This window comes from Citrobacter sp. Ce129, from assembly GCF_030334545.1.
In the GTDB taxonomy this organism is placed as follows: Bacteria; Pseudomonadota; Gammaproteobacteria; order Enterobacterales; family Enterobacteriaceae; genus Citrobacter; species Citrobacter europaeus.
On sequence record NZ_JAOWDS010000074.1, the window covers coordinates 18617 to 45060 of the forward strand.

Annotated in this window: 20 protein-coding genes; 14 read left to right on the top strand and 6 right to left on the bottom strand. The window is 53.2% G+C overall.

Annotated features, from left to right (window positions below):
• Positions 1 to 84 precede the first annotated feature (84 nt).
• Entirely contained in the window at positions 85 to 732 is a 648-nt protein-coding gene (fucA, locus tag OGV77_RS22870; RefSeq protein WP_003034062.1) for an L-fuculose-phosphate aldolase, read from the top strand.
• A gap of 27 nt (positions 733 to 759) precedes the next feature.
• Positions 760 to 1908 carry a lactaldehyde reductase gene (gene fucO / locus OGV77_RS22875; RefSeq protein ID WP_043017412.1) on the top strand — a complete coding sequence of 383 codons (1149 nt, stop codon included), beginning with the start codon at positions 760 to 762 and terminating at the stop codon, positions 1906 to 1908.
• A gap of 80 nt (positions 1909 to 1988) precedes the next feature.
• Here the strand turns inward: fucO and xni are convergent, their stop codons facing one another.
• The 5 genes from xni to queF form a co-directional block, all read right to left on the bottom strand.
• Positions 1989 to 2744: a flap endonuclease Xni gene (gene xni, locus OGV77_RS22880; RefSeq protein ID WP_043017411.1), complete on the bottom strand. Its 756-nt coding sequence runs from the start codon at positions 2742 to 2744 to the stop codon at positions 1989 to 1991.
• 110 nt (positions 2745 to 2854) lie between these two features.
• Entirely contained in the window at positions 2855 to 4222 is a 1368-nt protein-coding gene (locus OGV77_RS22885) for an L-serine ammonia-lyase (protein WP_043017410.1), read from the bottom strand.
• A 53-nt stretch (positions 4223 to 4275) separates the two neighbouring features.
• Positions 4276 to 5565 carry an HAAAP family serine/threonine permease gene (locus OGV77_RS22890; protein WP_286502982.1) on the bottom strand — a complete coding sequence of 430 codons (1290 nt, stop codon included), beginning with the start codon at positions 5563 to 5565 and terminating at the stop codon, positions 4276 to 4278.
• A 562-nt stretch (positions 5566 to 6127) separates the two neighbouring features.
• Positions 6128 to 7492 (bottom strand): nucleotide 5'-monophosphate nucleosidase PpnN, encoded by a 1365-nt coding sequence (gene ppnN, locus OGV77_RS22895; RefSeq protein WP_003840366.1) that lies wholly within the window; start codon positions 7490 to 7492, stop codon positions 6128 to 6130.
• 113 nt (positions 7493 to 7605) lie between these two features.
• Positions 7606 to 8454, bottom strand: a complete 849-nt coding sequence (gene queF, locus OGV77_RS22900) for an NADPH-dependent 7-cyano-7-deazaguanine reductase QueF (protein ID WP_047409037.1) — start codon at positions 8452 to 8454, stop codon at positions 7606 to 7608.
• Positions 8455 to 8522: 68 nt separating this feature from the next.
• On the opposite strand from queF, the gene syd reads away from it, so the two are divergent.
• From syd to OGV77_RS22940, 8 genes are all read left to right on the top strand, one after another.
• Positions 8523 to 9068: a SecY-interacting protein gene (gene syd / locus OGV77_RS22905; RefSeq protein ID WP_047409039.1), complete on the top strand. Its 546-nt coding sequence runs from the start codon at positions 8523 to 8525 to the stop codon at positions 9066 to 9068.
• A 631-nt stretch (positions 9069 to 9699) separates the two neighbouring features.
• A complete protein-coding gene (locus OGV77_RS22910) occupies positions 9700 to 10029 on the top strand; it encodes a YqcC family protein (RefSeq protein ID WP_047413389.1) in 330 nt (109 codons plus the stop codon).
• Positions 10029 to 10811 carry a tRNA pseudouridine(65) synthase TruC gene (gene truC / locus OGV77_RS22915; RefSeq protein ID WP_043017406.1) on the top strand — a complete coding sequence of 261 codons (783 nt, stop codon included), beginning with the start codon at positions 10029 to 10031 and terminating at the stop codon, positions 10809 to 10811. Before OGV77_RS22910 ends, truC begins: the two co-directional genes overlap by 1 nt.
• A gap of 18 nt (positions 10812 to 10829) precedes the next feature.
• Positions 10830 to 11279: a flavodoxin gene (locus tag OGV77_RS22920; RefSeq protein WP_003034096.1), complete on the top strand. Its 450-nt coding sequence runs from the start codon at positions 10830 to 10832 to the stop codon at positions 11277 to 11279.
• A gap of 342 nt (positions 11280 to 11621) precedes the next feature.
• Entirely contained in the window at positions 11622 to 12974 is a 1353-nt protein-coding gene (gene gudP / locus OGV77_RS22925) for a galactarate/glucarate/glycerate transporter GudP (RefSeq protein WP_003034105.1), read from the top strand.
• 2 nt (positions 12975 to 12976) lie between these two features.
• On the top strand, positions 12977 to 14317 hold the full coding sequence (locus tag OGV77_RS22930; protein WP_043017405.1) for an enolase C-terminal domain-like protein: 1341 nt from the start codon (positions 12977 to 12979) through the stop codon (positions 14315 to 14317).
• A 20-nt stretch (positions 14318 to 14337) separates the two neighbouring features.
• Complete coding sequence (gudD, locus tag OGV77_RS22935) at positions 14338 to 15678, top strand: glucarate dehydratase (protein WP_043017404.1); 1341 nt, start codon at positions 14338 to 14340, stop codon at positions 15676 to 15678.
• 81 nt (positions 15679 to 15759) lie between these two features.
• Positions 15760 to 16902, top strand: a complete 1143-nt coding sequence (locus OGV77_RS22940) for a glycerate kinase (RefSeq protein WP_286502983.1) — start codon at positions 15760 to 15762, stop codon at positions 16900 to 16902.
• Between the two features lie 109 nt (positions 16903 to 17011).
• Here OGV77_RS22940 and barA read toward each other — a convergent pair whose 3' ends face one another.
• Positions 17012 to 19768, bottom strand: a complete 2757-nt coding sequence (barA, locus tag OGV77_RS22945) for a two-component sensor histidine kinase BarA (protein WP_043017402.1) — start codon at positions 19766 to 19768, stop codon at positions 17012 to 17014.
• Between the two features lie 57 nt (positions 19769 to 19825).
• Between barA and rlmD the strand changes: the two genes are divergently transcribed.
• From rlmD to pyrG, 4 genes are all read left to right on the top strand, one after another.
• Positions 19826 to 21124: a 23S rRNA (uracil(1939)-C(5))-methyltransferase RlmD gene (rlmD, locus tag OGV77_RS22950; RefSeq protein ID WP_043017401.1), complete on the top strand. Its 1299-nt coding sequence runs from the start codon at positions 19826 to 19828 to the stop codon at positions 21122 to 21124.
• Positions 21125 to 21224: 100 nt separating this feature from the next.
• Positions 21225 to 23459, top strand: coding sequence for a GTP diphosphokinase (gene relA, locus OGV77_RS22955; protein ID WP_043017400.1), 2235 nt, complete (start codon positions 21225 to 21227; stop codon positions 23457 to 23459).
• A gap of 130 nt (positions 23460 to 23589) precedes the next feature.
• Positions 23590 to 24381 carry a nucleoside triphosphate pyrophosphohydrolase gene (gene mazG, locus OGV77_RS22960; RefSeq protein WP_043017399.1) on the top strand — a complete coding sequence of 264 codons (792 nt, stop codon included), beginning with the start codon at positions 23590 to 23592 and terminating at the stop codon, positions 24379 to 24381.
• 350 nt (positions 24382 to 24731) lie between these two features.
• On the top strand, positions 24732 to 26369 hold the full coding sequence (pyrG, locus tag OGV77_RS22965; protein ID WP_043017398.1) for a glutamine hydrolyzing CTP synthase: 1638 nt from the start codon (positions 24732 to 24734) through the stop codon (positions 26367 to 26369).
• Positions 26370 to 26444: the final 75 nt, after the last annotated feature.

Sequence of the window (26444 nt, forward strand, 5' to 3'; positions counted from 1 at the left end):
CTGTACCTGAAACCTGACCCGTCTTATTCTGCGGCTGCATTTTTCGCAATAAAGACGAGGGGAAACTGTACCCGGAGAATCATTATGGAAAGAATGCGTTTGTCGCGAGAAATCATTGAAACCTGTCTGGAAATGACCAGCCTTGGATTGAATCAGGGAACGGCGGGAAATGTGAGTGCGCGTTATGAAAATGGGATGCTGATCACACCCAGCGGTATTCCTTACGAAAGACTTACTGAAAACATGATCGTGTATGTAGATAACGACGGGAAATATGATAAAGGACAATTACCCTCCAGTGAATGGCGTTTTCACCTGGCGGCATACCAGACGCGTCCGGATGCCAATGCGGTTGTCCATAACCATGCCGTACACTGCACCGCCGTTTCAATTCTCAATCGCCCTATCCCGGCAATTCATTACATGATTGCAGCGGCGGGGGGAAACTCTATTCCGTGTGCGCCTTATGCGACGTTTGGTACACGAGAGCTGTCAGAGCATGTGAGCGTCGCCCTGAAAAACCGTAAGGCAACGCTTTTACAGCACCATGGGTTGATTGCTTGTGAAGCGAATTTGGAAAAAGCACTGTGGTTGGCGCATGAAGTGGAAGTTCTGGCCCGCCTGTATCTGAGCACGCTGGCGATTGTTGACCCAGTGCCGGTGCTGGATGACGAAGAGATCGCCATTGTGCTGGAGAAATTCAAATCTTACGGATTACGCATTGAAGAGTAATTTCGCATAGCGAAAAGGAGATATACGATGGCGAACAGAATGATTCTGAACGAAACGGCATGGTTTGGCCGGGGAGCTGTTGGCGCGTTAACCGATGAAGTCATCCGTCGTGGTTATCGCAAGGCGTTGATTGTGACAGATAAAAATCTGGTACAGTGCGGCGTCGTTGAAAAGGTGACTTCCCGAATGGATGCTGCAGGTCTGGCATGGGAAATCTATTCAGGCGTTATCCCTAACCCAACCATTGCGGTGGTGCAGGAAGGATTGGGTGTGTTTCAGCAAAGTGGCGCAGACTATCTGATAGCCATCGGCGGAGGCTCCCCGCAGGATACCTGTAAAGCGATTGGTATTATCCATAATAACCCTGAGTTTGCAGATGTCCGCAGCCTTGAAGGGTTATCGCCGACGCGCAGCCCGAGCGTGCCGGTTATGGCAGTCCCAACCACCGCGGGAACGGCAGCGGAAGTGACCATTAACTACGTGATCACTGACGAAGAGAACCGGCGTAAGTTTGTTTGTGTCGATCCACATGACATCCCGCAGGTGGCGTTCATCGATGCTGACATGATGGACGGCATGCCCGCTGCATTAAAAGCCGCCACAGGAGTGGATGCACTGACTCATGCCATTGAAGGGTACATCACGCGGGCGGCGTGGGCGCTTACCGATGCGCTGCACATCAAAGCCATCGAAATTATTGCCGGGGCATTACGCGGTTCGGTCGCGGGCGATAGCCAGGCGGGTGAAGCGATGGCGCTGGGCCAGTACGTTGCCGGAATGGGTTTTTCCAACGTTGGCCTGGGATTAGTGCATGGCATGGCACATCCGTTAGGCGCGTTTTACAACACGCCGCACGGCGTCGCGAATGCCATTTTGCTGCCGCACGTGATGCACTATAACGCCGAATTTACCGGGGAAAAATTCTGCGATATCGCCCGGGCGATGGGGGTTAAGGTTGAAGGCCTGACGCTGGCAGAAGCACGTAAAGCGGCGGTGGATGCTGTCTTCGCCCTTAACCGTGATGTAGGGATCCCACTGCATTTACGCGATGTTGGCGTACGCAAAGAGGATATTCCTGCACTGGCGCAGGCGGCATTTGACGATGTTTGTACCGGGGGAAATCCGCGTGAAGCGAGCCTTGGGGATATCGTCGAGCTATACCATACCGCCTGGTAATCACCTGGCGTTTATCCGGCCTGCTGGGTTGTACGATAAGTAGGCCGGATAAGGTGTTGACACCGCATCCGACAATAAGGCTACCGCGGCAGGCGTAATTGCTGTAGGTTTCCGTCGATATGTAAGTCCGTTTGCAGCCGCGCGATATCGCGGCACAGAAACGCCATCTCCCGATGTTCTTCGAGTTTCTTGCGCCATTTCTCCGGTACGTCATTAAGATGTTCATACAACGCTTCCAGCGTTGGAAACTGCGTCAGCAATTGTGTGGCGCTTTTGGGTCCAATACCGGCAACCCCTGGAACTTTAGAACTGCTGATCCCCGCCAGTCCCCAGTAATCAGGCAACTGTTGCGGTAGTACGCCGAACTCTTTCTCGATAAAGGGCGCATCCAGCCAGCGTTTCTGGAAATAGTCCCGAATACGCAGCGTTGGGGAGAGTAGCTGACAATAGCCTTTATCTGTTGAAACGATGGTTGCCTGATGTCCCGCCTGGCTAACTTTAACCGCCAGGGTAGCGGCTAAATCATCGGCTTCATTCCCGCTGGATTCCCAGCAGCAGACGCCGCGCTGTTCAAAAGCAGCGCGTAAGGCGGGCATTTCCTGGTGTAAATCGTCAGGCATTGGCGGGCGACCGGCTTTGTAGTCAGGTAAGCGTTGGTGACGCCAGCCGCTGTTGCGCGCCTCGTCATCAAATACCGCCACGGCGTGCGTGGGCTGACTGTGCACAATCAGCTGATCGAGTGCGTGCTGGCACGTCTCCACGCAGGGTGAGCCCTGTACGGCGTGAATACGGCGGATGAGATTCAGTGCATCAACAATGAGCAGATGGACGGCCACGGTGTTCTCCCTAACAAATCAGTCTGTAGGGTAACATTCACGGCGAAGGGAGGCGAATAGTTGGCAGAAAAACAGGAAGAGGCCTCGCAAAAGAGGCCTCTTCAGGGGACTTAATCGCAGGTGACAATCTTCATCGCCAGACCACCGCGAGAGGTTTCGCGGTATTTGGCATTCATGTCTTTACCGGTTTCGTACATGGTCTCGATAACTTTATCGAGGCACACGCGCGGTTCACTGGTACGGCGCAGCGCCATACGCGCGGCGTTAACTGCTTTAACCGAAGCAATAGCGTTACGCTCAATGCAGGGTACCTGTACCTGGCCGGCAACCGGATCGCAGGTCAGACCCAGGTTATGTTCCATACCGATTTCCGCCGCAATGCACACCTGCATTGGGCTACCGCCCAGCAGTTCAGCCAGACCGGCCGCAGCCATGGAGCAGGCAACACCGACTTCACCCTGACAGCCCACTTCGGCGCCAGAGATAGAGGCGTTCATCTTGTACAGTGAACCAATGGCGCTCGCGACCAGCATGTAGCGTGCCAGCGAGTTAGCGTTCACTTCGCGAATAAACTTGTCGTAGTACGCCAGTACAGCAGGAACAATCCCGCATGCGCCGTTGGTTGGCGCGGTAACCACGCGTCCACCGGCAGCGTTTTCTTCGTTCACGGCCAGCGCGAACATGTTGATCCAGTCAACAACCGCCATTGGGTCAGTGGTGGTTTTGTCGCTGCTGACCAGCATACGACGCAGCGCCGCAGCACGACGCGGAACGCGCAGTTTTCCTGGCAATACGCCTTCGGTGGTGATACCGCGCTCAATCCCGCTACGCATCACTTCCCAGACGTTGGCAAAGTGCTGTTCCAGCTCTTCTTTGCTGTGCAGCGCCAGTTCGTTTTGCATCATCAGACCAGAAAGCGACAGGCCGGTTTCCTGGCAATGACGTTGCAAATCAGCCGCAGATTTATACGGATACGGCACGTTTACCGGAGAGTTGTTCGGTAAACCAAAATGTTCTTCATCAACGATGAACCCACCGCCAATGGAATAGTAGGTCTGGCTGTAAATGGCTTTTTCGCCCGCCAGTGCGGTAATACGCATCCCGTTTTCGTGCAGGGACAGATTGTCCGCATGGAAATTCATGCACTTGTCGACCGGGAACTCAACCTCATGTTGACCGTCCGCTAGCAGCAAACGTCCATGAGTATTCACATCCTGGATAAAGGCCGGGATGGCATCAATGTCTACGGTATCCGGCAGATTACCCGCCAGGCCCATAATAATCGCGATGTCGGTATGGTGACCTTTCCCCGTGAGAGACAAAGAGCCATAGACATCAACCACTACGCGGGTTACGTCAGTGAGAATTCCGCGTGCAATCAGGTCATCCGTGAATTGTTTGCCTGCTTTCATCGGGCCAACAGTATGGGAGCTGGAAGGGCCAATGCCGATTTTAAAAATATCGAATACGCTAATCATGAGGCGTCCATTGTGTATCGAGGTGCGCCGCCCCGAAGAGCGGCGCAGGGGAATTAACTGAACAGAGAGTAGAAAATAGCGGAGATAGCGATCAGGCCCATAATCACAACGAAGACGTTGCTGATATGGCCGCTGTATTTACACATTGCCGGTACTTTCTGAATGGCATACATCGGCATCAGGAACAGAATCATCGCGATGATTGGGCCACCCAGGGTTTCAATCATACCGAGGATGCTCGGGTTCAGCGTCGCCACAATCCAGGTGGTTACCAGCATGAACAGCGCAGTGATTTTGTTCAGTTTGTTGATTTCGATGGTTTTGCCTTTGCCGCGCAGAGACTTAATCACCATACCGTTGAAACCTTCACGCGCGCCCAGATAGTGGCCGAGGAAGGATTTGGTGATAGCGATAATCGCGATGATCGGTGCCATCCAGGCGATGATCGGCGCGTTAAAGTGGTTTGCCAGGTAAGACAGGATAGAGATGTTCTGCTCTTTCGCTGCAGCCAGGTCCGCTGGGGACAGGCTAAACACGCAGCTGAAGACGAAGAACATTACGGTCAGCACCATCATGATGTGAGCGAATGCCAGGATCTTGGAGCATTTTTTCTCAGCTTCATCACCGTATTCTTCACGCTTCGCCACGGCGAAGGAGGAGATGATTGGTGAGTGGTTGAAGGAGAACACCATTACCGGAATTGCCAGCCACAGGGTCAACAGCAGGCCGTTGCCGGTGGTTGCTGCAGAATCAAAGGACAGGGTTTCCAGAATCGCACCGCTCCACTGAGGGATCAGGTACAGCGCCAGCAGCATCAGAGCCGCAACGAACGGGAATACCAGGATGCTCATCGCCTTCACGATCATCTGCTCACCGAAGCGCACGATGGTCATCATGCCGACAATCAGGATCAGAGACAGGATTGCGCGCGGCGGCGGCGTAATCGCCAACTGGTGGGTCAGGAAGCTTTCAACGGTGTTGGTGATTGCAACGCTGTAGACCAACAGAATTGGGTAAATAGCGAAGAAGTAGAGCAGGGTAATCAGTTTACCCGCGCCGACACCAAAGTGTTCTTCTACAACTTCGGTGATGTCTTCACCCGGATTTTTACCGGACAGCACGAAGCGAGTCAGACCGCGGTGTGCAAAGAAGGTCATTGGGAAAGCAAGGATCGCCATGATGATAAGCGGGATCATGCCGCCTACGCCTGCGTTAATCGGCAGGAACAATACACCCGCGCCAATCGCCGTGCCGTAAAGGCCCAACATCCACATGGTGTCTGTCTTGCGCCATGCGCTGCGGGTCTGGCCCGTAACGATAGTGCTGGTTTGAGTGTTTTCCATCTATTTCTCCTGGAGGAAGCTTAAAAAGTCGGGTTTGGGTTCAATCCAATGAGAAAGCACCCGACTGTAAATCGAAATTCGTTGAGCGATTTTTTATATAATTTTTCGCCGTAATAATTTGCGGGCGGAAAGATACATTTTAGTAATGGATGTATCAGTGATCGGGATCCCAAATGCAATAATCCACCTTTTATGTGGATAAATTTGGGCCATTAATCTGTTAAAAAATAGTCAAAGCGAATTTACGGGCGCGAAGGCTAACATTAACGACATATCTCATGAAAGCGAAGGCGCGAAGATAGGCGTGTTAAGCTGTAAAAACTGTTGTTTTTAGAGGATTTTGGCGACTAATAATAATTTCCTAAGATAAATCACGGTTGGGTTTTAAAGGTAATCGTTTGCGTACCGCTTCTTTTTTAATGAAATATCACTGATATTTATATGATCCTCTGAGCTATGTGACTGGTATCACTAAAAAAAGCCGGGAGGCTAATGCGCCAGACCCGGCTTTAATATGGACAAAACTGTCACCGCGATAGCGTCTGCTGGCGGCTGTTGAAGGTTAGGCGCAGATCTCGTAGCAAGGGATATACGCAGAGCCTGGTAACTTCATACGATGCTGTGCAACAAAGCCCTGCAGGAGATCGTCCATGCGGCGCATCATCTCACGGTCACCGTGGATTTTGTACGGGCCAAACTCTTCAATGGCGCGGATCCCAACTTCCTTCACGTTCCCCGCCACAATACCCGAGAACGCACGACGCAGGTCGGCCGCCAGTACTTCAACGGGCTGATCCGGGTACAGCTTAAGGTTAGCCATGTTTTCATGGGACGGCTCGAACGGCATCTGCAAATCCGGTGCGATACGAATCGACCAGTTAAAGCTGTAGGCATCGCCTGTGTCGCGGCGGTTCTCTTTCACCAGCGGCATCGCTTTTTTCATCAGACGCGCCACTTCCGCTGCATCGTCAATGATAATGCGATAGTGGCGACGCGCATCTTCCCCCAGCGTGTGCACGATAAATTCGTCCAGCACGCGGAAGTAATCGGCGCTCTCTTTTGGTCCGGTCAGGATCAGCGGTAAAACTTGATCTTTGTTGGCCGGATTCATCAGGATCCCCAGCAGATACAGCAGCTCTTCTGCTGTCCCTACGCCGCCCGGGAAGATGATAATACCGTGGGCGATACGCACGAACGCCTCCAGACGTTTTTCAATGTCTGGCATGATGATCAGTTCGTTAACCAGCGGATTAGGCGGCTCTGCGGCAATGATTGACGGTTCGGTCATACCAATAAAGCGACTGTCTTTGTATCGCTGCTGGGCGTGACCGACTGCAGCGCCTTTCATTGGCGCTTCCATCGCCCCCGGACCACAGCCGGTACAGATGTTCAGTTCACGCAGGCCCAACTGGGTGCCTACGCGACGGGCGTACAGGTATTCATTCTCGTTGATTGAGTGACCGCCCCAGCAGACGACCATGTTCGGCGCTTCGCCAACGTGCAGTGCCCGGGCATTACGCAGGATCGAGAATACGAGGTTGGTAATATGCACCGAGCTTTCGAGATCCAGATGCTGAAAACGACCGGCGTTATGGATCTGGCCATTGACGAACAGAATGTCGCGCAGCACGGCAAACAAGTTGGCCTGTAGCGCGCGAATAATGCGTCCATCAACAAACGCATCTTCAGGCGGGTTGATCAGTTCCAGCTTCACGCCCCGTTCGCGGCGCAGCACGTTAATGTCGAAACTTTCAAAGCGGGACAGCAGCTCTTTGCTGTTATCGGTCAAACTGCCGGAGTTCAGAACGGCAAGCGAACAGTTACGAAACAGTTGATACAGGTCGCTGCTGGCCGTGCGTTTAAGCATATCGACTTCCAGCTGCGACAACATGTCCATTGAGCCAAGCGGGCTAATATGTGTAATCAAGTAAACTCCTTACGGGACGAGAGACATCATCCTCTACTGATTACAATAGCCCTGGCTTATGACCTTTCACAACCTTGTGCGCGGAATCGGGCACGCAAAATTGAGAAAAAAGATTACTGACGCACCAGACGACCCGTTGCCGGAGTGAAGTCGGTGTTGGTGCGCCATGGGTTAATGTCCAGACCGCCACGTCGCGTGTAGCGCGCGTAGACGCTCAGTTTCTCCGGCTGGCAGAAGCGCAGAATGTCATTGAAAATGCGCTCCACGCACTGCTCGTGAAATTCATTATGGTGGCGGAAGGAGACCAGATAACGCAGCAGCTTCTCCCGGTCGATTTTGCGTCCGCGATACTGAATTTGTATGGAGCCCCAGTCTGGCTGGTGGGTGATCAGGCAGTTAGATTTCAGCAGATGGCTGACCAGCGTCTCTTCCACCGCTTTTTCACCGCTCACGGCGTTTTCCAGATACTCAGTGCTGAACTGGTAGTTATCGATGACGATATCCTGATTATCGATACAGGTGCCGTTAAAGTGGGCAATCGGCTGTCCTTCCAGTTCGTCAAGACGGTACAGCGCCACGCTGACATCGCCCTCAGCACAAGTGCGCAGATCGTTTTCCAGCGTCTGGCGTACCGCTTCCCAGGAGTCAAAACGCGTCTGGTTAAAACTGTTCAGGTACAGCTTAAAGCTTTTCGATTCAATCAGATTTACGCTGGTGTAATCCAGTTCTACATGACCGACCGCGACCTGCGGTAAACCGTTGGCATTCAGCCACGACAGTTCATACAGCGTCCAGATATCGGCACCGTGAAAAGGCAGATTCTCGGCCTTTAAATCCAGTGGGTCGCGGTTCAGGCTGCGCGGGACGCCCTGCAGCAGGCTGGCATCGTAATTGTCACGGTAATCCGTTGATTTACCGAGAGTCAGGCCATCAAGCGCCTGATGATTTTCATAAGAGGACATGTTTCACCGTCATAAACCAGATACACTATGCGACAAGTGTATCCTGGCTTTTGTGAAGAGAGAAATCAGTGGACGAATTGACAGCGCAGGCGTTGACAGCCTTTACGACACGTTATTGCGACGCATGGCATGAAAAAAACAACAGCTGGCCGCTCAGTGAAGATCTGTATGGCGTACCTTCTCCGTGCATCATTTCTTCCACAAACGATGCGGTTTACTGGCAACCTCAGCCTTTTGTTGGCGAAAAAAACCTCAACGCGGTTGAACGGGCCTTTGATATCGTGATACAACCTGCGGTTCACGCTTTTTACACCACCCAGTTTGCCGGGGACATGCACGCGCAGTTTGCGGATGAAAAGTTATCGCTGCTGCAAACCTGGAGTGAAGATGACTTCAGGCGCGTTCAGGAAAACCTGATTGGTCATCTGGTCACGCAAAAGCGCCTCAAGCTATCGCCTACGCTTTTTATTGCCACACAGGACAATGAGCTCGATGTCATTTCGGTGTGCAATCTGTCCGGTGAAGTGTGCAAAGAAACGCTGGGAACCCGTAAAAGAAAGGTGCTGGCGGCCTCACTTGCGGAATTCCTCACTCAACTTAAGCCAGTTCTGTAATCCAGTTTGCCCTGAACCTTGTGAGAGATCTCTTACAAACCCTGTAGGACATTGCCAGGTAATAAGCGAAGACTTAATCAACGGATAAAATGATAATTCCTTATTATTCAGTTTGTTAATGATTCGATGTCAACTTTCATACGAAAATAATCTTAAGGGTATGTCTGTAAGCGTCTTGTAAGACAAGGCGAAACAGGCGATTCTATATCTGTCGACAAGGAGTCGCACAACGAAGAGAACATCAGGATGATGGCTCTTCGCCAGGACACACCAGGACGGTGTTACAAGGACAGGCTTCAGGATGAAGCAAAGCGGAAAACGCTGGATGCGTTAAAGGACACCTCCAGGACGGAGAATGAGAGCCGGTCAGGATGTTCGGCGGGTCAGGATGGCCAGGACACTTCAGGATGAAGTTTTCACATCGGGGTGATGTGAGCAGGATGCAAAAGTTCAGGATGAACACGGTCGCAAGACCACAGGAAAAGTTGTCACGGATGAGCAGGGAGCACTAAAAGTAGCTGGAATGCTGCGAAACGAACCGGGAGCACTGTTTTTACAGTGCTCCCTTTTTTTATTTCCCTTCACTAGTGCTATTCTTCGCGCCAGATTTTTCATCATTGAGGTTAATTTCATGACGACTCATGACCGTGTGCGCCAGCAGTTACACGCGCTTGAAGCGCTACTGCGTGAACATCATCATTGGCGGATGGATGAGCCTGCAGACCATCTGTTTACCAGCACGCAGCCTTTTTGTATGGATACCATGGAGCCGGTTGAATGGCTGCAATGGGTATTGATTCCCCGCATGCATACGCTGATTGATAACGCGCAGCCGCTTCCACAGGCTTTTGCCGTCGCACCGTATTACGAAATGGCATTGGCTGCCGATCACCCGCAACGCGACATCCTCCTGACTGCATTGCAGGAGCTGGATGCGCTGTTTACAAGTGATAACACCTGATGCTGGAGATCCTCTATCAGGACGAATGGCTGGTCGCAGTCAATAAACCTTCGGGCTGGTTAGTTCACCGTAGTTGGCTCGACCGGGATGAGAAAGTGGTGGTGATGCAAACGGTACGCGACCAGATTGGTCAGCACGTTTTTACCGCCCACCGACTCGACAGGCCGACCTCCGGCGTGCTGCTGATGGGGTTGTCCAGCGAAGCCGGGCGTTTGTTGTCTCAGCAGTTTGAGCACCATCAAATTCAGAAACGCTATCATGCGATTGTGCGTGGCTGGCTGATGGAGGATGCCGTGCTGGATTATCCGTTAGTCGAAGAACTGGATAAGATCGCCGATAAGTTTGCTCGTGATGATAAAGGCCCGCAGCCTGCCGTCACCCATTATCGCGGTCTGGCGACGGTGGAGATGCCGGTAGCGACCGGGCGTTATCCGACTACCCGCTACGGACTGGTGGAGCTGGACCCTAAAACCGGTCGAAAACACCAGCTCAGACGCCATCTGGCACACTTGCGCCATCCGATTATCGGTGACAGCAAGCACGGTGATTTGCGGCAAAACCGCAGCGCCGCAGAGCATTTTGGCTGTCAGCGCCTGATGCTGCATGCCAGCCAGCTTGCGCTGACGCATCCTTTTACCGGCGAACCGCTGGTGATTCGCGCCGGGCTGGATGATGTCTGGATGCAGGCGCTATCACAGTTTGGCTGGCGTGGACTTCTCCCTGAGAATGAAAGGGTTGAGTTCAGCGGGCTGTCAGGTCAGGATGAGCAAATAGATTCTTAAGTCCAGGAGATTACGGTTATGGCGGAAATTGGAATTTTTGTCGGCACGATGTACGGAAACGCACTGCTGGTTGCCGAAGAGGCCGAAGCTATTTTGACGGCGCAGGGCCATAAAGCCACGGTGTTCGAAGATCCGGAGCTCAGCGACTGGCAGGCATATCAGGATAAATATGTGCTGGTCGTGACCTCAACGACCGGGCAGGGCGATTTGCCGGATAGCATTGTGCCGCTGTTTCAGGGAATCAAAGATAATCTCGGTTTTCAGCCAAATCTGCATTACGGGGTCATTGCGCTGGGCGACAGTAGCTACGTTAATTTTTGCAATGGCGGTAAGCAGTTCGATGCGCTGTTGCAGGAGCAAAGTGCTCAACGCGTAGGTGAAATGCTGCTGATTGACGCCAGCGAACATCCTGAACCGGAAAGCGAATCTAATCCCTGGGTAGAAAACTGGGGAACCTTGCTTAAATAACCCTTCGCCTGCACGGGCATTCAATCCCCATTTGAACCGTAGGCCGGGTCTGGCGCAGCCGCCACCCGGCAATAAAACCCCAATTACGTGAACTAACTTCCACTGCTTTGGGCTTATGCCCCAAACAACTTCTCACTGCCTCCCTAATGTTGTGTTCATGCACGGTGAGGGTCAGTGGCACTCCTTCATATACTTTTCCCGTCAGTTCCCGAAAAGGCAGCGAGTCAGAATAAAACGGCCCTGAGCTGTACCAAAACTGCCACACACTAACCTCTCATTCTGATCACCCTACAGGTGCTGTACAGAATGAACTGGCGACAGCCAAGATTCAGGAGTGCAACAATGAGTTCATTAAGTCAGGCGGCGAGCAGCGCGGAAAAACGCACTAACGCTCGCTACTGGATAGTGGTGATGCTGTTTATCGTCACATCCTTCAACTACGGCGATCGCGCCACCTTATCCATTGCCGGTTCGGAGATGGCCAAAGACATTGGCCTGGATGCCGTAGGTATGGGGTATGTATTCTCCGCTTTCTCATGGGCCTATGTTATCGGCCAGATCCCCGGCGGCTGGCTGCTCGACCGCTTCGGTTCAAAACGCGTCTACTTCTGGTCCATCTTTATCTGGTCCATGTTTACTCTGCTGCAGGGCTTCGTTGATATCTTCAGTGGCTTCGGCATTATCGTTGCGCTGTTTACCCTGCGCTTCCTCGTGGGGCTAGCTGAAGCACCCTCCTTCCCCGGCAACAGTCGGATTGTGGCGGCGTGGTTCCCTGCGCAGGAAAGGGGCACGGCGGTCGCTATCTTTAACTCTGCGCAATACTTTGCCACCGTTATCTTCGCGCCAATCATGGGGTGGCTGACCCACGAAGTGGGCTGGTCGCACGTGTTCTTCTTTATGGGCGGTCTTGGGATTGTTATCAGCTTTATCTGGCTGAAGGTGATTCATGAACCGAATCAGCATCCGGGCGTAAACCAAAAAGAGCTGGAGTACATTGCCGAAGGCGGGGCGCTGATCAACATGGATCAGGCAGCCGCCAAAGCCAAAGTGCCGTTCAGCGTGAAGTGGGGGCAGATCAAGCAACTGCTGGGTTCACGGATGATGATCGGTATTTACATCGGCCAATACTGCATAAACGCGTTGACCTACTTCTTTATCACCTGGTTCCCGGTTTATCTGGTACAGGCGCGCGGCATGTCGATTTTGAAAGCCGGTTTTGTTGCCTCGGTCCCGGCCATATGCGGATTCGCAGGCGGTGTGCTCGGCGGCATTATTTCCGACTGGCTGATGCGCCGTACCGGCTCGCTAAATATCGCCCGTAAAACGCCAATCGTGCTGGGTATGCTGTTGTCGATGGTGATGGTGTTCTGTAACTACGTCAACGTGGAGTGGATGATCATCGGCTTTATGGCGCTGGCCTTCTTCGGTAAAGGCATCGGTGCGTTGGGATGGGCGGTGATGGCGGATACCGCGCCAAAAGAGATCAGCGGTCTGAGCGGCGGTCTGTTCAATATGTTTGGCAACATCTCCGGGATTGTCACGCCAATTGCTATCGGCTACATCGTAGGGACCACCGGCTCATTTAACGGCGCGTTGATTTACGTCGGGGTGCATGCGCTGATTGCGGTAGTGAGCTATCTGGTGCTGGTGGGTGATATTAAACGTATCGAACTGAAACCTGTCGCAGGACAATGATGATGACAACACAATCGAGTCCCGTTATTACCGATATGAAGGTCATCCCGGTGGCCGGGCATGACAGCATGCTGCTCAATATAGGCGGGGCGCATAACGCATACTTTACCCGCAATATCGTGGTGCTCACCGATAACGCCGGCAATACCGGGGTTGGTGAAGCGCCGGGCGGTGAAGTGATTTATCAGACGCTGGTTGAGGCGATTCCACAGGTGTTAGGCCAGGAGGTCGCACGCCTGAATAAGGTGGTTCAGCAGGTGCATAAAGGCAATCAGGCCGCTGATTTTGACACTTTCGGCAAAGGCGCCTGGACCTTTGAACTACGGGTCAACGCGGTGGCGGCGCTGGAAGCCGCGCTGCTCGACCTGCTGGGCAAGGCGCTGAACGTGCCGGTCTGTGAATTGTTAGGGCCTGGCAAACAGCGCGATGCGGTCACCGTGCTCGGCTATCTGTTTTATGTAGGCGATCGCAGCAAAACCGATCTGCCGTATCTGGAAAGCACGCCGGGTAACCATGAGTGGTATCACCTGCGTCACCAGCAAGCGATGAACAGTGAGGCGGTGGTGCGTCTGGCTCAGGCGTCGCAGGATCGCTACGGTTTTAAAGATTTCAAACTTAAAGGCGGCGTGCTGCCTGGCGAGCAGGAAATCGACACCGCTCGCGCGTTGAAAAAATGCTTCCCGGATGCGCGTATTACGGTCGATCCCAACGGCGCCTGGCTGCTGGATGAAGCCATCTCTCTGTGTAAAGGGCTGAACGATGTTCTGACCTACGCCGAAGATCCGTGCGGCGCTGAACAGGGTTTTTCGGGGCGTGAAGTGATGGCCGAGTTCCGCCGCGCGACCGGTCTGCCGGTAGCAACGAACATGATAGCCACCAACTGGCGTGAGATGGGCCATGCGGTGATGCTGAACTCAGTAGATATTCCGCTGGCCGATCCGCATTTCTGGACCCTTTCCGGCGCGGTGCGCGTGGCACAGTTATGCGATGACTGGGGACTGACCTGGGGCTGCCACTCGAACAATCATTTTGATATTTCATTGGCGATGTTCACTCACGTCGGCGCCGCGGCGCCGGGCAACCCGACGGCTATCGACACCCACTGGATCTGGCAGGAGGGAGATTGTCGCCTGACCAAAAATCCGCTGGAGATTAAAAACGGAAAAATTGCGGTACCCGACGCGCCCGGCCTGGGCGTGGAACTGGACTGGGAACAGGTACAAAAAGCGCATGAAGCCTATAAGGCGCTGCCCGGCGGCGCGCGTAATGACGCAGGCCCAATGCAGTATCTGATCCCCGGATGGACTTTTGACCGTAAACGTCCTGTTTTCGGCCGCCACTAATTTTGAATAAGGACTTAATTATGAGCGCACAATTTACCACTCCCGTCGTGACTTCCATGCAGGTTATTCCGGTGGCAGGCCATGACAGCATGCTGATGAACCTGAGCGGCGCACATGCCCCGTTCTTCACGCGTAATATTGTAATTATTAAAGATAACTCCGGTCATACCGGCGTGGGTGAGATACCCGGCGGCGAAAAAATTCGTCAGACCCTGGAAGATGCCATTCCGCTGGTGGTAGGCAAAACGTTAGGCGAATACAAAAACGTACTGAATGCGGTCCGCAATACCTTTGCCGATCGTGATGCCGGTGGACGTGGTTTGCAGACCTTCGATTTACGTACCACTATTCATGTGGTTACCGGGATCGAAGCGGCCATGTTGGATCTGCTGGGCCAGCATCTGGGCGTCAACGTCGCTTCATTGCTGGGCGAAGGCCAACAGCGTAGCGAAGTTGAAATGTTGGGTTACCTGTTCTTCGTCGGCAACCGCAACGCGACACCGCTGCCGTATCAGAGCCAACCGGATGAGAAATGCGACTGGTATCGCCTGCGTCATGAAGAGGCGATGACCCCGGATGCAGTGGTGCGCCTGGCGGAAGCGGCGTATGAGAAATATGGTTTCAACGACTTCAAGCTGAAAGGCGGCGTATTGGCCGGAGAAGAAGAAGCGGAATCTATTGTGGCGCTGGCGAAACGCTTTCCACAGGCGCGCGTCACGCTCGATCCCAATGGCGCATGGTCGTTAAATGAAGCGATTAAAATTGGTAAGTACCTGAAAGGAACTCTGGCTTATGCGGAAGATCCTTGCGGCGCTGAGCAGGGGTTCTCTGGTCGTGAAGTCATGGCGGAATTCCGTCGTGCAACCGGTCTGCCGACCGCCACCAACATGATCGCCACCGACTGGCGTCAGATGGGGCATACGCTGTCGTTACAGTCCGTGGATATCCCGCTGGCGGACCCGCACTTCTGGACCATGCAAGGGTCGGTTCGTGTGGCGCAGATGTGCCATGAGTTTGGGTTGACCTGGGGCTCGCACTCTAACAACCACTTTGATATTTCGCTGGCGATGTTTACGCATGTCGCGGCGGCGGCTCCGGGCAAAATTACCGCGATCGATACGCACTGGATCTGGCAGGAAGGCAATCAACGCCTGACCAAAGAGCCATTTGAAATCAAAGGCGGCATGGTACAGGTACCGGCGAAACCGGGTCTGGGCGTGGAGCTGGATATGGATCAGGTCATGAAAGCTCACGAGTTGTATCAGCAACATGGGCTGGGGGCGCGTGATGATGCGATGGGGATGCAGTATCTGATCCCGAACTGGACGTTTGATAATAAGCGTCCGTGCATGGTACGCTAAGCGAACTGGGACCGCTCCCATGGAGGGGCGGTTTTTATCCTGGTATATGCTTAACACAGTCAACATGCGTAAGGATGCTTTATGAAAATAGTAATCGCACCGGATTCCTATAAGGAAAGTTTGAGTGCGCTTGAAGTGGCAACGGCTATTGAGCTGGGATTTCGTGAGATCTGGCCTGAGGCGGATTACGTGAAGATCCCAGTCGCGGACGGCGGTGAAGGAACGGTCGAAGCGATGGTTGCCGCAACGCAAGGCCACCTTGTGCATGTTGATGTTACCGGCCCTCTGGGCAACACAATTCAGGCATTTTATGGTTTGTCCGGTGATGAGCGGTCGGCGTTTATCGAAATGGCGGCCGCCAGCGGACTGGAGCAGGTTCCTGCTGATTTACGCGATCCGTTGAAAACCACCTCTTGGGGAACCGGGGAGCTAATCCGTCATGCGCTGGACGCTGGTGTTGAGCATATCATTATTGGGATTGGCGGTAGCGCCACCAATGATGGCGGTGCCGGGATGGTGCAAGCGCTGGGAGCTAAATTGCTGGATGCGCAAAATAACGATATTGCTCATGGCGGGGCTGGCCTCGAATCGCTCGCCCGGATTGATATCTCTCAGTTAGACCAGCGACTTGCCGCGTGTCGTATTGAAGTGGCCTGCGACGTGACTAATCCGTTGACCGGTGAAGAGGGGGCCTCTGCGGTATTTGGCCCGCAAAAAGGGGCAACGCCGGAGATGATTACCCGCCTTGATCGGGCGCTCACGCACTATGCCCAACTCATTGCCCGCGATCTGGATATCAACGTGCTGGAGCTGACGGGCGGTGGCGCGGCTGGCGGCATGGGGGCGGCGCTGTATGCGTTTTGTGGCGCACAGCTACGCTGCGGTATTGAGGTGGTGACGGATGCGTTACACCTCGACGACTGCGTTGCGGATGCGGACTTAGTGGTCACGGGCGAAGGACGTATCGACAGCCAGACCATTCACGGTAAGGTTCCGGTTGGCGTAGCGAAGGTGGCAAAGCGTTACAATAAACCGGTTATCGGCATTGCCGGTAGCCTGACGGCCGATGTTGGTGTGGTACACGAGCATGGGCTGGATGCGGTTTTCAGCGTCATCTATACCATTTGTACGCTGGATGAAGCGCTAAAGAACGCGAGCGAGAACGTGCGAATGACGGCGAGAAACGTGGCTGCAACGCTCAAAGCAGGGCAACAATTACGCTGAATTGTTAGCCGCATTCGGCGATGTGCCCGATGCGCGACGCTTATCGGGCCTACGGTAAACAGCGAAACCTGTAGGCCGGATAAGGCGTTTACGCCGCATCCGGCGAATATCACCCCAATATCCGTTTCGCTTCCCGCGCAACGTTATCCATTTCATCCAGAAGCTCTAAAAACTCAGGCTCCAGCTCTTCTTCTTTGGTTCCGCTACGTAATTGCTGCTCAATAAGCTGACACAGGTTTTTCATACGGGGAACGCCGCTATAGCCGCAGCTGCCGTGCAGCTTGTGGATCATATCTACCAGTCCTTCCGGGTTTTCACCTACCAGCTGTTCTTCAATTCTGTTCCGCACTTCGGGCAGAAAATCGAGCAGCATTTGCAGCATGTCGCGCGCCAAATCGTTTTTACCTGCGGCTTGTCTTAATGCCAGTTGCCAGTCGAGTGTGGTATTTGGATTGACGACCGGCTCAACGGGTTCAACCGCGAGCGCCCGAAGCGATGAGCTTGCGCCGGGTTTGTAGCGTAACAGCAGATTATGCAACTTATCTTCTTCGATAGGCTTCGCCAGGTAATCGTTCATCCCGGCGCTGAGCAGCTTCTCTTTCTGCCCGGCCATGGCATGCGCGGTGACCGCAATGACCGGCGTCTGCTGTTGATGAGGAAGCTGGTGGATCAGTTCGCAGGCGCGAATACCGTCCATGTCTGGCATTTGAATATCCATCAGGATCAGATCAAACTGCATCTGTTTGGCGCGATCCACTGCCTGATGTCCGCTGTCGCAGAGCACCACGTGCTGCACTTTATCTTCCAGCAGTGCGCCAATCAGCTTGAGGTTCGCCGGGTTGTCGTCCACCGCCATGACGGTCATCGCGATTTTGCTCTCGTCTAATAGCAGCGGATCTGCGCGGTGGTTCAACTGACAATACTCTGTCAGCGCAGGCAGTAAGCGGGTTGAGGTGAGAGGTTTCAACAGACACGCCGCCGCGCCGCCTTGTTTTAACTTCTCTGCGTTAATCTGCGCATGGCAAGGCAGGGCCAGTAACAAAAAGTCGGTCATCGCCGCAGCGCTTGCCAACCGCTCATGCTGCATGGTGAGCGGTTCGCGTAACGTGACCGGAATGCCGAGCAGCAGAATATCGTAGTGATCCTTCGGCAGCCCGGAGAACGAAGGGCTGTAAATCACCTCCAGCGGCGTTTCACTCAAGATATCTAACGTACATTGCGCGGCTGTGGCGTTAGGTTCGACGTAGGCCAGTCGTTTACCGGCCAGACAGAGCGTGGTTGAACGATCAACGAGAACGTTAGGATTGAGATCGAGGCTGATATGGAACCAGAACGTGGATCCCCGGTTCGGTTGGCTGTGGAAGGAGATATCCCCGCCCATTTCGTTGACCAGTTTTTGCGTAATCACCAAACCCAGCCCCGTCCCGCCGTGGCGTCGGGAAATACTGGCATCCGCCTGGCGGAAGGCCTGGAACAGGCGTGACTGATCGCGCTCAGGGATACCAATCCCGGTATCGCGGATTTGTACTTCAATCTGCACTTTCGTGTTACTGAGGGCGCGTTTCTCAACCAGAATATCGATATTGCCGCCTTCGGTAAATTTGATGGCATTGCCGACCAGGTTAGTGATCACCTGCTGTAAGCGCAGCGGGTCGCCGATGACGTTGTCCGGCACGTCATTCTTAATATTCAGCGTCAGCTCAAGCCCTTTATCATGGGATGAGTGCGCTAATAGCGTGACGACGTCATCCAGCGTGCTGCGCAGCGGGAACGGGATGCTTTCCAGAATCAGCTTGCCGGCCTCCAGTTTGGAGAAGTCGAGCACATCATTGATGATGGCCAGCAGATTATTGGCCGAACGCTCAATCGTATTCAGGTGATCGCGCTGTGTGGTATTGAGCTCGGTTTTTAGCGTCAGACGGGTGAAGCCAATCACGCCATTCAGCGGGGTGCGCAGCTCGTGCGACATGTTAGCCAGAAACTCAGACTTAATACGCGCCGCTTCCTGGGCGCGTTTCTTCGCCAAATCCAGTTCGACGTTCTGGATTTCCATCTGCTCCAGGGTTTCGCGCAGATCAGAGGTGGCCTGATCGATGTTGTGCTGCATCTCTTCATGGTAAGCCGCGAGAGACATCGCCATCGAGTTGATGCCATTTTTGAGCATATCCAGCTCGCCCAGCATGAAACCTTCCACGCGGCTGTCGAGCTGTCCTCTACGTATTCGGTCAACGGTATTCACCATATTGCGAATCGGGCCGGTCACGTCGCGCATCAGACGCCAGCCAAAAATTAGCGCAATACCGATGCAAAACAACATCATTACGCTGGAGATAAAGATCTCTTTATACTGCTGCAATCGCACTGACTTGAGGTCCAGCTCAAGCGCCACGTACCCCAGCATGTTTTGCGTATTTTTGGCGTCGCTGACGGCGGATTCATCCGGCGAATAGCTTTCCGATATAATGGGTGTTCGCAGGATCATGATATCCCCGAGCCGGGTGACGCTCAGCTTGCGGGGGAATGGTGAACCCGTCGCCAACTGCATTTCAGACGGATCGAGATGAAAATTGGATGTGACGAACAGTCGGTTGTTCTCGTCATAGACAGAAATTGCCCGCACGATATCGGAATGGCGACGATGCAGCACGCTGATAAGTTGGCCGATGGATTCCCTGTTTTGCAGGTTCATGCCATATTCGCTGGAAACCGCGAGTGGCTCAATGATGCTGGCGCCAGCATCTTCCAGTTGACGCTGCAAGTCGTTATAGCGATGCACAACAAAAAAGATACTGAGCAGCAAACCAATCAGGACGGTCGGGGCCAGGATCAGAATCATCATGCGTGCGCGCAGGCTGTAGTTGGTCATGGAGTTCCGTTATGGGACAATTAGGGTCACACTGTTAAATAGAGAAATATCTCGTCGATGGCGCAATTCTACTCTGCAAAACGACGCGTGACGACGCGTCAGATCATAACCGTTACCGTCAATGACCTTGATCCTTTCGGTCAGGGCGTCGCTCGCCACGACGGAAAGGCGTTGTTTATACCGGAATTGCTGCCTCAGGAAAGCGCCGAGGTAGTCATTACCGAAGATAAAAAACAGTTCGCCCGCGCGCAAGTAAAACGACGTTTAAACGACAGTCCGCAGCGTGAAGTGCCACGTTGTCCGCATTTTGGCGTGTGCGGCGGTTGCCAGCAGCAGCATGCCAGCATCTCGTTGCAGCAGCGTAGCAAAAGCGCGGCGTTGTCGCGTTTAATGAAATGTGAAGTGTCGGATGTTATAGCTGATACCCCGTGGGGCTATCGTCGTCGTGCCAGGTTAAGCCTGAACTATCGGCCAAAAGAACAAAAGTTGCAGATGGGATTCCGCAAATCCGGCTCCAGCGACATTATTGATGTCAAACAATGCCCTATTTTGGTGCCCCAGCTTGACGCGTTATTGCCCCACATCAGGGCATGCCTGGAAAGTCTGCAAGGGTTACGCCATCTTGGTCATGTCGAGCTGGTGCAGGCAGGGAGCGGAACCCTGATGATTTTACGCCACACGGCGCCTTTGAGTGCGGCGGATAAAGAAAAACTGGAATGCTTTTCGCATTCTCAGGGGCTGTCTTTGTTTCTGGCCCCGCAAAGCGAGATACTGGAATCATTATCAGAAGAATCGCCCTGGTATGACTCAAATGGGCTACGGTTAACCTTCAGCCCGCGTGATTTTATTCAGGTCAACGAAGGGGTAAACCAACAAATGGTTGCCCGTGCGCTGGAATGGCTCGATGTGCAACCAGAAGATCGCGTACTCGATCTGTTCTGCGGAATGGGAAATTTTACCCTGCCGCTGGCCACCCGGGCAGCAAGCGTGGTGGGCGTGGAAGGGGTGCCTGCGCTGGTGGAAAAAGGCAGGGAAAATGCGCTGAATAACGGTTTGCACAATGTGACATTCTTTCATGAAAACCTTGAGGAAGATGTTACCCGGCAGCCATGGGCGAAAAACGGATTCGACAAAGTATTGCTCGATCCTGCGCGTGCGGGGGCTGCAGGTGTGATGCAACATATTATAAAATTGGAACCTATACGCGTTGTTTATGTATCCTGTAATCCGGCAACGCTGGCTCGTGACAGCGACGCTTTGCTCAACGCGGGATATGCCATACGGCGACTGGCGATGCTCGATATGTTCCCGCACACTGGACACCTGGAATCAATGGTCCTGTTTGAGCGTATGTAATGAATTTTGTACCCATTGGATTTCGGGTTGTAAAGCAGCATGAAAGACAATGGGTATGGCTTGTCGACTTCGACAGGCCTGGCCCCTTAAGGAGAGGACAATGGTTGCGGTAAGAAGTGCACATATAAATAAAGCTGGTGAGTTTGATCCAAAGAAATGGATCGCGAGTCTGGGGATCTCCAGCCAGCAGTCGTGTGAACGCTTAGCCGAAACCTGGGCGTACTGCCAGCAGCAGACACAGGGTCACCCTGATGCGGAGCTGCTGCTGTGGCGTGGCGTGGAGATGGTAGAAATACTCTCCATGTTGAGCATGGATATCGACACGCTGCGCGCAGCAATGCTGTTCCCTCTGGCAGATGCCAACGTGGTCAGTGAAGACATCCTGCGCGAGAGCGTGGGTAAATCCATTGTTCATCTTATCCACGGCGTGCGGGATATGGCGGCAATACGCCAGCTTAAAGCCACGCATACCGATTCAGTCTCTTCCGAGCAGGTCGATAACGTCCGCCGCATGCTGCTGGCTATGGTGGACGATTTTCGCTGCGTGGTCATCAAGCTGGCGGAGCGGATTGCCCATCTGCGCGAAGTGAAAGACGCGCCGGAAGATGAACGCGTACTGGCGGCAAAAGAGTGCACCAATATCTATGCGCCGCTGGCCAACCGTTTGGGCATTGGGCAGTTAAAATGGGAGCTGGAAGATTACTGCTTCCGTTACCTGCACCCGGCTGAATACAAACGTATAGCCAAGCTGCTGCATGAACGTCGTATCGACAGGGAGCATTACATCGATGAGTTCGTCGGTCATTTGCGCTCAGAGATGAAAACGGAAGGCGTCAAAGCCGAAGTGTACGGACGTCCGAAACACATCTACAGCATCTGGCGCAAAATGCAGAAAAAGCAGTTAGCCTTCGATGAACTGTTCGATGTGCGCGCGGTGCGTATCGTGGCCGAGCGTCTACAGGACTGCTACGCCGCGTTGGGGATAGTACATACTCACTATCGCCATCTGCCGGATGAGTTCGATGATTACGTTGCTAATCCGAAACCTAACGGCTACCAGTCAATCCATACGGTTGTACTGGGGCCGGGCGGGAAAACCATCGAAATTCAGATCCGTACCAAACAGATGCACGAAGATGCCGAACTGGGCGTCGCGGCACACTGGAAATACAAAGAGGGCACCGTCTCAGGCGCGGCGCGTTCTGGTCATGAAGATCGTATTGCATGGCTGCGTAAGCTGATCGCCTGGCAGGAAGAGATGGCGGATTCCGGTGAAATGCTGGATGAAGTCCGCAGCCAGGTCTTTGATGATCGCGTGTACGTCTTTACGCCAAAAGGTGATGTTGTGGACTTACCGGCGGGCTCCACGCCGCTCGATTTTGCTTACCACATTCACAGCGATGTGGGACACCGTTGCATTGGCGCGAAAATTGGTGGACGCATTGTACCGTTTACCTACCAGTTGCAGATGGGCGATCAAATTGAAATTATCACCCAGAAGCAGCCAAACCCAAGCCGCGACTGGTTGAACCCTAACCTCGGCTACGTGACCACCAGTCGTGGGCGCTCGAAGATCCACGCCTGGTTCCGTAAACAGGACCGCGACAAAAACATCCTTGCTGGCCGTCAGATCCTTGACGATGAGCTCGCGCATTTAGGCATTAGCCTGAAAGAAGCGGAAAAACACCTGCTGCCGCGCTACAGCTTCAATGAGCTGGAGGAGTTGCTGGCAGCGATTGGCGGGGGCGATATCCGCCTCAACCAGATGGTGAACTTCCTGCAGGCGCAGTTTAATAAGCCAAGCGCTGCCGAACAGGATGCCGCCGCGCTGAAACAGCTTCAGCAGAAAACGCAGGCGCCGCAGAGCCGCCGTAAAGACGACGGTCGCGTGGTGGTTGAAGGGGTGGGTAACCTGATGCACCACATCGCGCGCTGCTGCCAGCCGATTCCTGGCGATGAAATTGTCGGTTTTATCACTCAGGGCCGCGGTATTTCCGTACACCGGGCGGATTGCGAACAGCTGACTGAGCTGCGCTCGCATGCGCCGGAACGTATTGTTGATGCAGTTTGGGGCGAAAGCTACTCGGCAGGATATTCGCTGGTGGTTCGCGTCCAGGCGAACGATCGCAGCGGCTTATTGCGTGATATCACCACGATCCTTGCCAACGAGAAGGTGAACGTACTGGGGGTTGCCAGCCGGAGTGATACCAAACAACAGCTTGCTACCATCGATATGACCATCGAAATCTATAACCTGCAGGTGCTCGGTCGCGTGCTTGGCAAGCTGAACCAGGTACCGGACGTGATCGACGCACGTCGTCTGCACGGTAATTAATTATTTTGTAGGCCGGATAATCTTGTAGGCCTGATAAAACGCGTTAGCGTTGCCATCAGGCATTGCCATGTTGCCGGATGTAGGCTATCGCCTTATCCGGCCTACCGTATTGAAATTTCAGGATATTCCAATGAATCAAATCGACCGACTGCTCGGTATTATGCAGCGCCTGCGCGACCCGGAAAACGGCTGTCCGTGGGACAAAGAGCAGACATTTGCCACTATTGCCCCTTACACCCTCGAAGAAACTTATGAAGTGCTGGACGCGATTGCGCGAGAAGATTTCGACGACCTGCGTGGAGAGTTGGGTGATCTGCTGTTCCAGGTGGTGTTTTACGCCCAGATGGCGCAGGAAGAAGGGCGCTTCAACTTTGATGATATCTGTGCTGCGATAAGCGATAAGCTTGAACGCCGCCACCCGCATGTTTTTGCGGATGTTTCTGCCAGTAACAGCACTGAGGTATTGACCCGCTGGGAGCAAATCAAAAGCGAAGAACGCGCCGAGAAGGCGCAGCATTCCGCGCTCGACGATATCCCCCGTAGTTTACCGGCATTAATGCGCGCCCAAAAAATCCAGAAACGTTGCTCAAATGTTGGATTCGACTGGAAAACATTAGGGCCGGTTGTCGACAAGGTTTACGAAGAGATCGACGAAGTCATGTTTGAGGCGAAGCAGGCTGTTGTCGACCAGGCTAAACTGGAGGAGGAAATGGGCGATCTGCTGTTTGCTACGGTCAATATGGCCCGGCATTTAGGCACCAAAGCAGAGACCGCATTGCAAAAAGCGAACGAGAAATTTGAGCGGCGTTTTCGTGAGGTTGAGCGAATTGTGGCTGCTCGCGGTCTGGAAATGACTGGTGTTGATCTGGAAACTATGGAAGAAGTCTGGCAACAGGTAAAACGGCAGGAAATTGATCTCTAAGGGATTTCGTCGGTCAAGGGCGATTTGTGTGATTTTTTAAATAACAAGCGCTTGATTTACGTCAAAAACATTTACCCAAAAGAGGCTATTTTCTCTTCCCGTTATGTTGATGAAACACCTTGTATACTGCCTCATCGAGTGATTCGAGTCGCAACAAGGCGGCGACTGAAAGAATCCTCAGGAACATAGAAATGCTATGTGACTGGGGTGAGTGAAGGAAGCCAACACCGGTGCGGCTTGAAGAACGAAGGAGAGGGAATAATGAAAGTTTGTGGCGCTCGTCATGTTCGGGTATACTACTTTCCCGTCTTGGTAATTCCATCGTTTCACCCTAACTTCTCAGGTCCAGCATGACAACGAACTATATTTTTGTGACCGGCGGGGTCGTATCCTCTCTGGGAAAAGGCATTGCCGCAGCCTCCCTGGCAGCCATTCTTGAAGCCCGTGGCCTCAATGTGACCATGATGAAACTGGATCCGTACATCAACGTCGATCCAGGTACTATGAGCCCAATCCAACACGGGGAAGTGTTCGTTACCGAAGACGGCGCTGAAACCGACCTGGACCTGGGTCACTATGAGCGTTTCATCCGTACCAAAATGAGCCGCCGCAACAACTTCACCACGGGTCGTATCTATTCCGACGTTCTGCGTAAAGAACGCCGTGGCGACTACCTGGGCGCTACCGTTCAGGTTATCCCGCACATCACGAATGCGATTAAAGAACGCGTTCTGGAAGGCGGCGAAGGTCATGATGTTGTTCTGGTCGAAATCGGCGGAACCGTTGGGGATATCGAATCTCTGCCGTTCCTTGAAGCGATTCGCCAGATGGCCGTAGAAATTGGCCGTGAGCACACGCTGTTTATGCATCTGACGCTGGTTCCGTACATGGCGGCGGCAGGTGAAGTCAAAACTAAACCGACCCAGCACTCGGTAAAAGAGCTGCTTTCTATCGGTATTCAGCCAGATATCCTGATTTGCCGCTCCGATCGCGCAGTTCCGGCTAATGAACGTGCGAAAATTGCATTGTTCTGTAACGTTCCGGAAAAAGCGGTGATTTCTCTGAAAGATGTCGATTCCATCTATAAAATTCCGGGCCTGTTGAAATCCCAGGGCCTTGACGATTATATTTGTAAACGATTCAGCTTGAACTGTCCGGAAGCTAATCTGTCAGAATGGGAACAGGTTATCTATGAAGAAGCGAATCCGGCAGGCGAAGTGACTATCGGTATGGTTGGCAAGTACATTGAACTGCCAGATGCCTATAAGTCAGTTATCGAAGCGCTGAAGCACGGTGGTCTGAAGAATCGTGTCACCGTCAATATCAAGCTGATCGATTCGCAAGATGTTGAAACACGCGGCGTTGAGATCCTGAAAGGTCTTGATGCAATCCTGATCCCTGGCGGCTTCGGCTACCGTGGCGTTGAAGGTAAAATCGCGACGGCGCGCTTTGCGCGTGAGAACAATATTCCTTATCTGGGCATTTGCCTGGGTATGCAGGTTGCGTTGATTGAGTTTGCACGTAACGTAGTAGGTATGGACAACGCCAACTCCACGGAATTTGTGCCAGACTGTAAGTACCCAGTGGTGGCCCTGATTACCGAATGGCGCGATGAAGACGGCAACGTCGAAGTCCGTACCGAGAAGAGCGATCTGGGTGGCACAATGCGCCTTGGCGCGCAGCAGTGTCAGTTGGACGATGAGAGTCTGGTGCGTAAGTTATATGGTACGCCGACTATCGTTGAACGCCATCGCCACCGTTACGAAGTCAACAATATGCTGTTGAAACAGATTGAAGCTGCGGGTCTGCGTATTGCAGGCCGTTCCGGTGATGATCAGTTGGTCGAGATCATTGAGGTACCGAATCATCCGTGGTTCGTGGCCTGTCAGTTCCACCCGGAATTTACTTCCACGCCACGTGATGGGCACCCGCTGTTTGCCGGCTTTGTGAAAGCCGCCAGTGAACATCAGAAGCGTCAGGCGAAGTAAGAAGTAAATAAGTTAGAACGGCAATGCACCCATCCGGGTGCATTGTTTGTCTGGAGTTTTAGTTTAACTTGTACT

Coding starts and splice junctions, on each gene's coding strand:
- fucA (WP_003034062.1), top strand. CDS start 85: ATGGAAAGAATGCGTTTGTCGCGAGAAATCATTGAAACCTGTCTGGAA.
- fucO (WP_043017412.1), top strand. CDS start 760: ATGGCGAACAGAATGATTCTGAACGAAACGGCATGGTTTGGCCGGGGA.
- OGV77_RS22885 (WP_043017410.1), bottom strand. CDS start 4,222: ATGATTAGCGTATTCGATATTTTTAAAATCGGCATTGGCCCTTCCAGC.
- OGV77_RS22890 (WP_286502982.1), bottom strand. CDS start 5,565: ATGGAAAACACTCAAACCAGCACTATCGTTACGGGCCAGACCCGCAGC.
- queF (WP_047409037.1), bottom strand. CDS start 8,454: ATGTCCTCTTATGAAAATCATCAGGCGCTTGATGGCCTGACTCTCGGT.
- OGV77_RS22910 (WP_047413389.1), top strand. CDS start 9,700: ATGACGACTCATGACCGTGTGCGCCAGCAGTTACACGCGCTTGAAGCG.
- truC (WP_043017406.1), top strand. CDS start 10,029: ATGCTGGAGATCCTCTATCAGGACGAATGGCTGGTCGCAGTCAATAAA.
- OGV77_RS22920 (WP_003034096.1), top strand. CDS start 10,830: ATGGCGGAAATTGGAATTTTTGTCGGCACGATGTACGGAAACGCACTG.
- gudP (WP_003034105.1), top strand. CDS start 11,622: ATGAGTTCATTAAGTCAGGCGGCGAGCAGCGCGGAAAAACGCACTAAC.
- OGV77_RS22930 (WP_043017405.1), top strand. CDS start 12,977: ATGACAACACAATCGAGTCCCGTTATTACCGATATGAAGGTCATCCCG.
- gudD (WP_043017404.1), top strand. CDS start 14,338: ATGAGCGCACAATTTACCACTCCCGTCGTGACTTCCATGCAGGTTATT.
- OGV77_RS22940 (WP_286502983.1), top strand. CDS start 15,760: ATGAAAATAGTAATCGCACCGGATTCCTATAAGGAAAGTTTGAGTGCG.
- barA (WP_043017402.1), bottom strand. CDS start 19,768: ATGACCAACTACAGCCTGCGCGCACGCATGATGATTCTGATCCTGGCC.
- rlmD (WP_043017401.1), top strand. CDS start 19,826: ATGGCGCAATTCTACTCTGCAAAACGACGCGTGACGACGCGTCAGATC.
- relA (WP_043017400.1), top strand. CDS start 21,225: ATGGTTGCGGTAAGAAGTGCACATATAAATAAAGCTGGTGAGTTTGAT.
- mazG (WP_043017399.1), top strand. CDS start 23,590: ATGAATCAAATCGACCGACTGCTCGGTATTATGCAGCGCCTGCGCGAC.
- pyrG (WP_043017398.1), top strand. CDS start 24,732: ATGACAACGAACTATATTTTTGTGACCGGCGGGGTCGTATCCTCTCTG.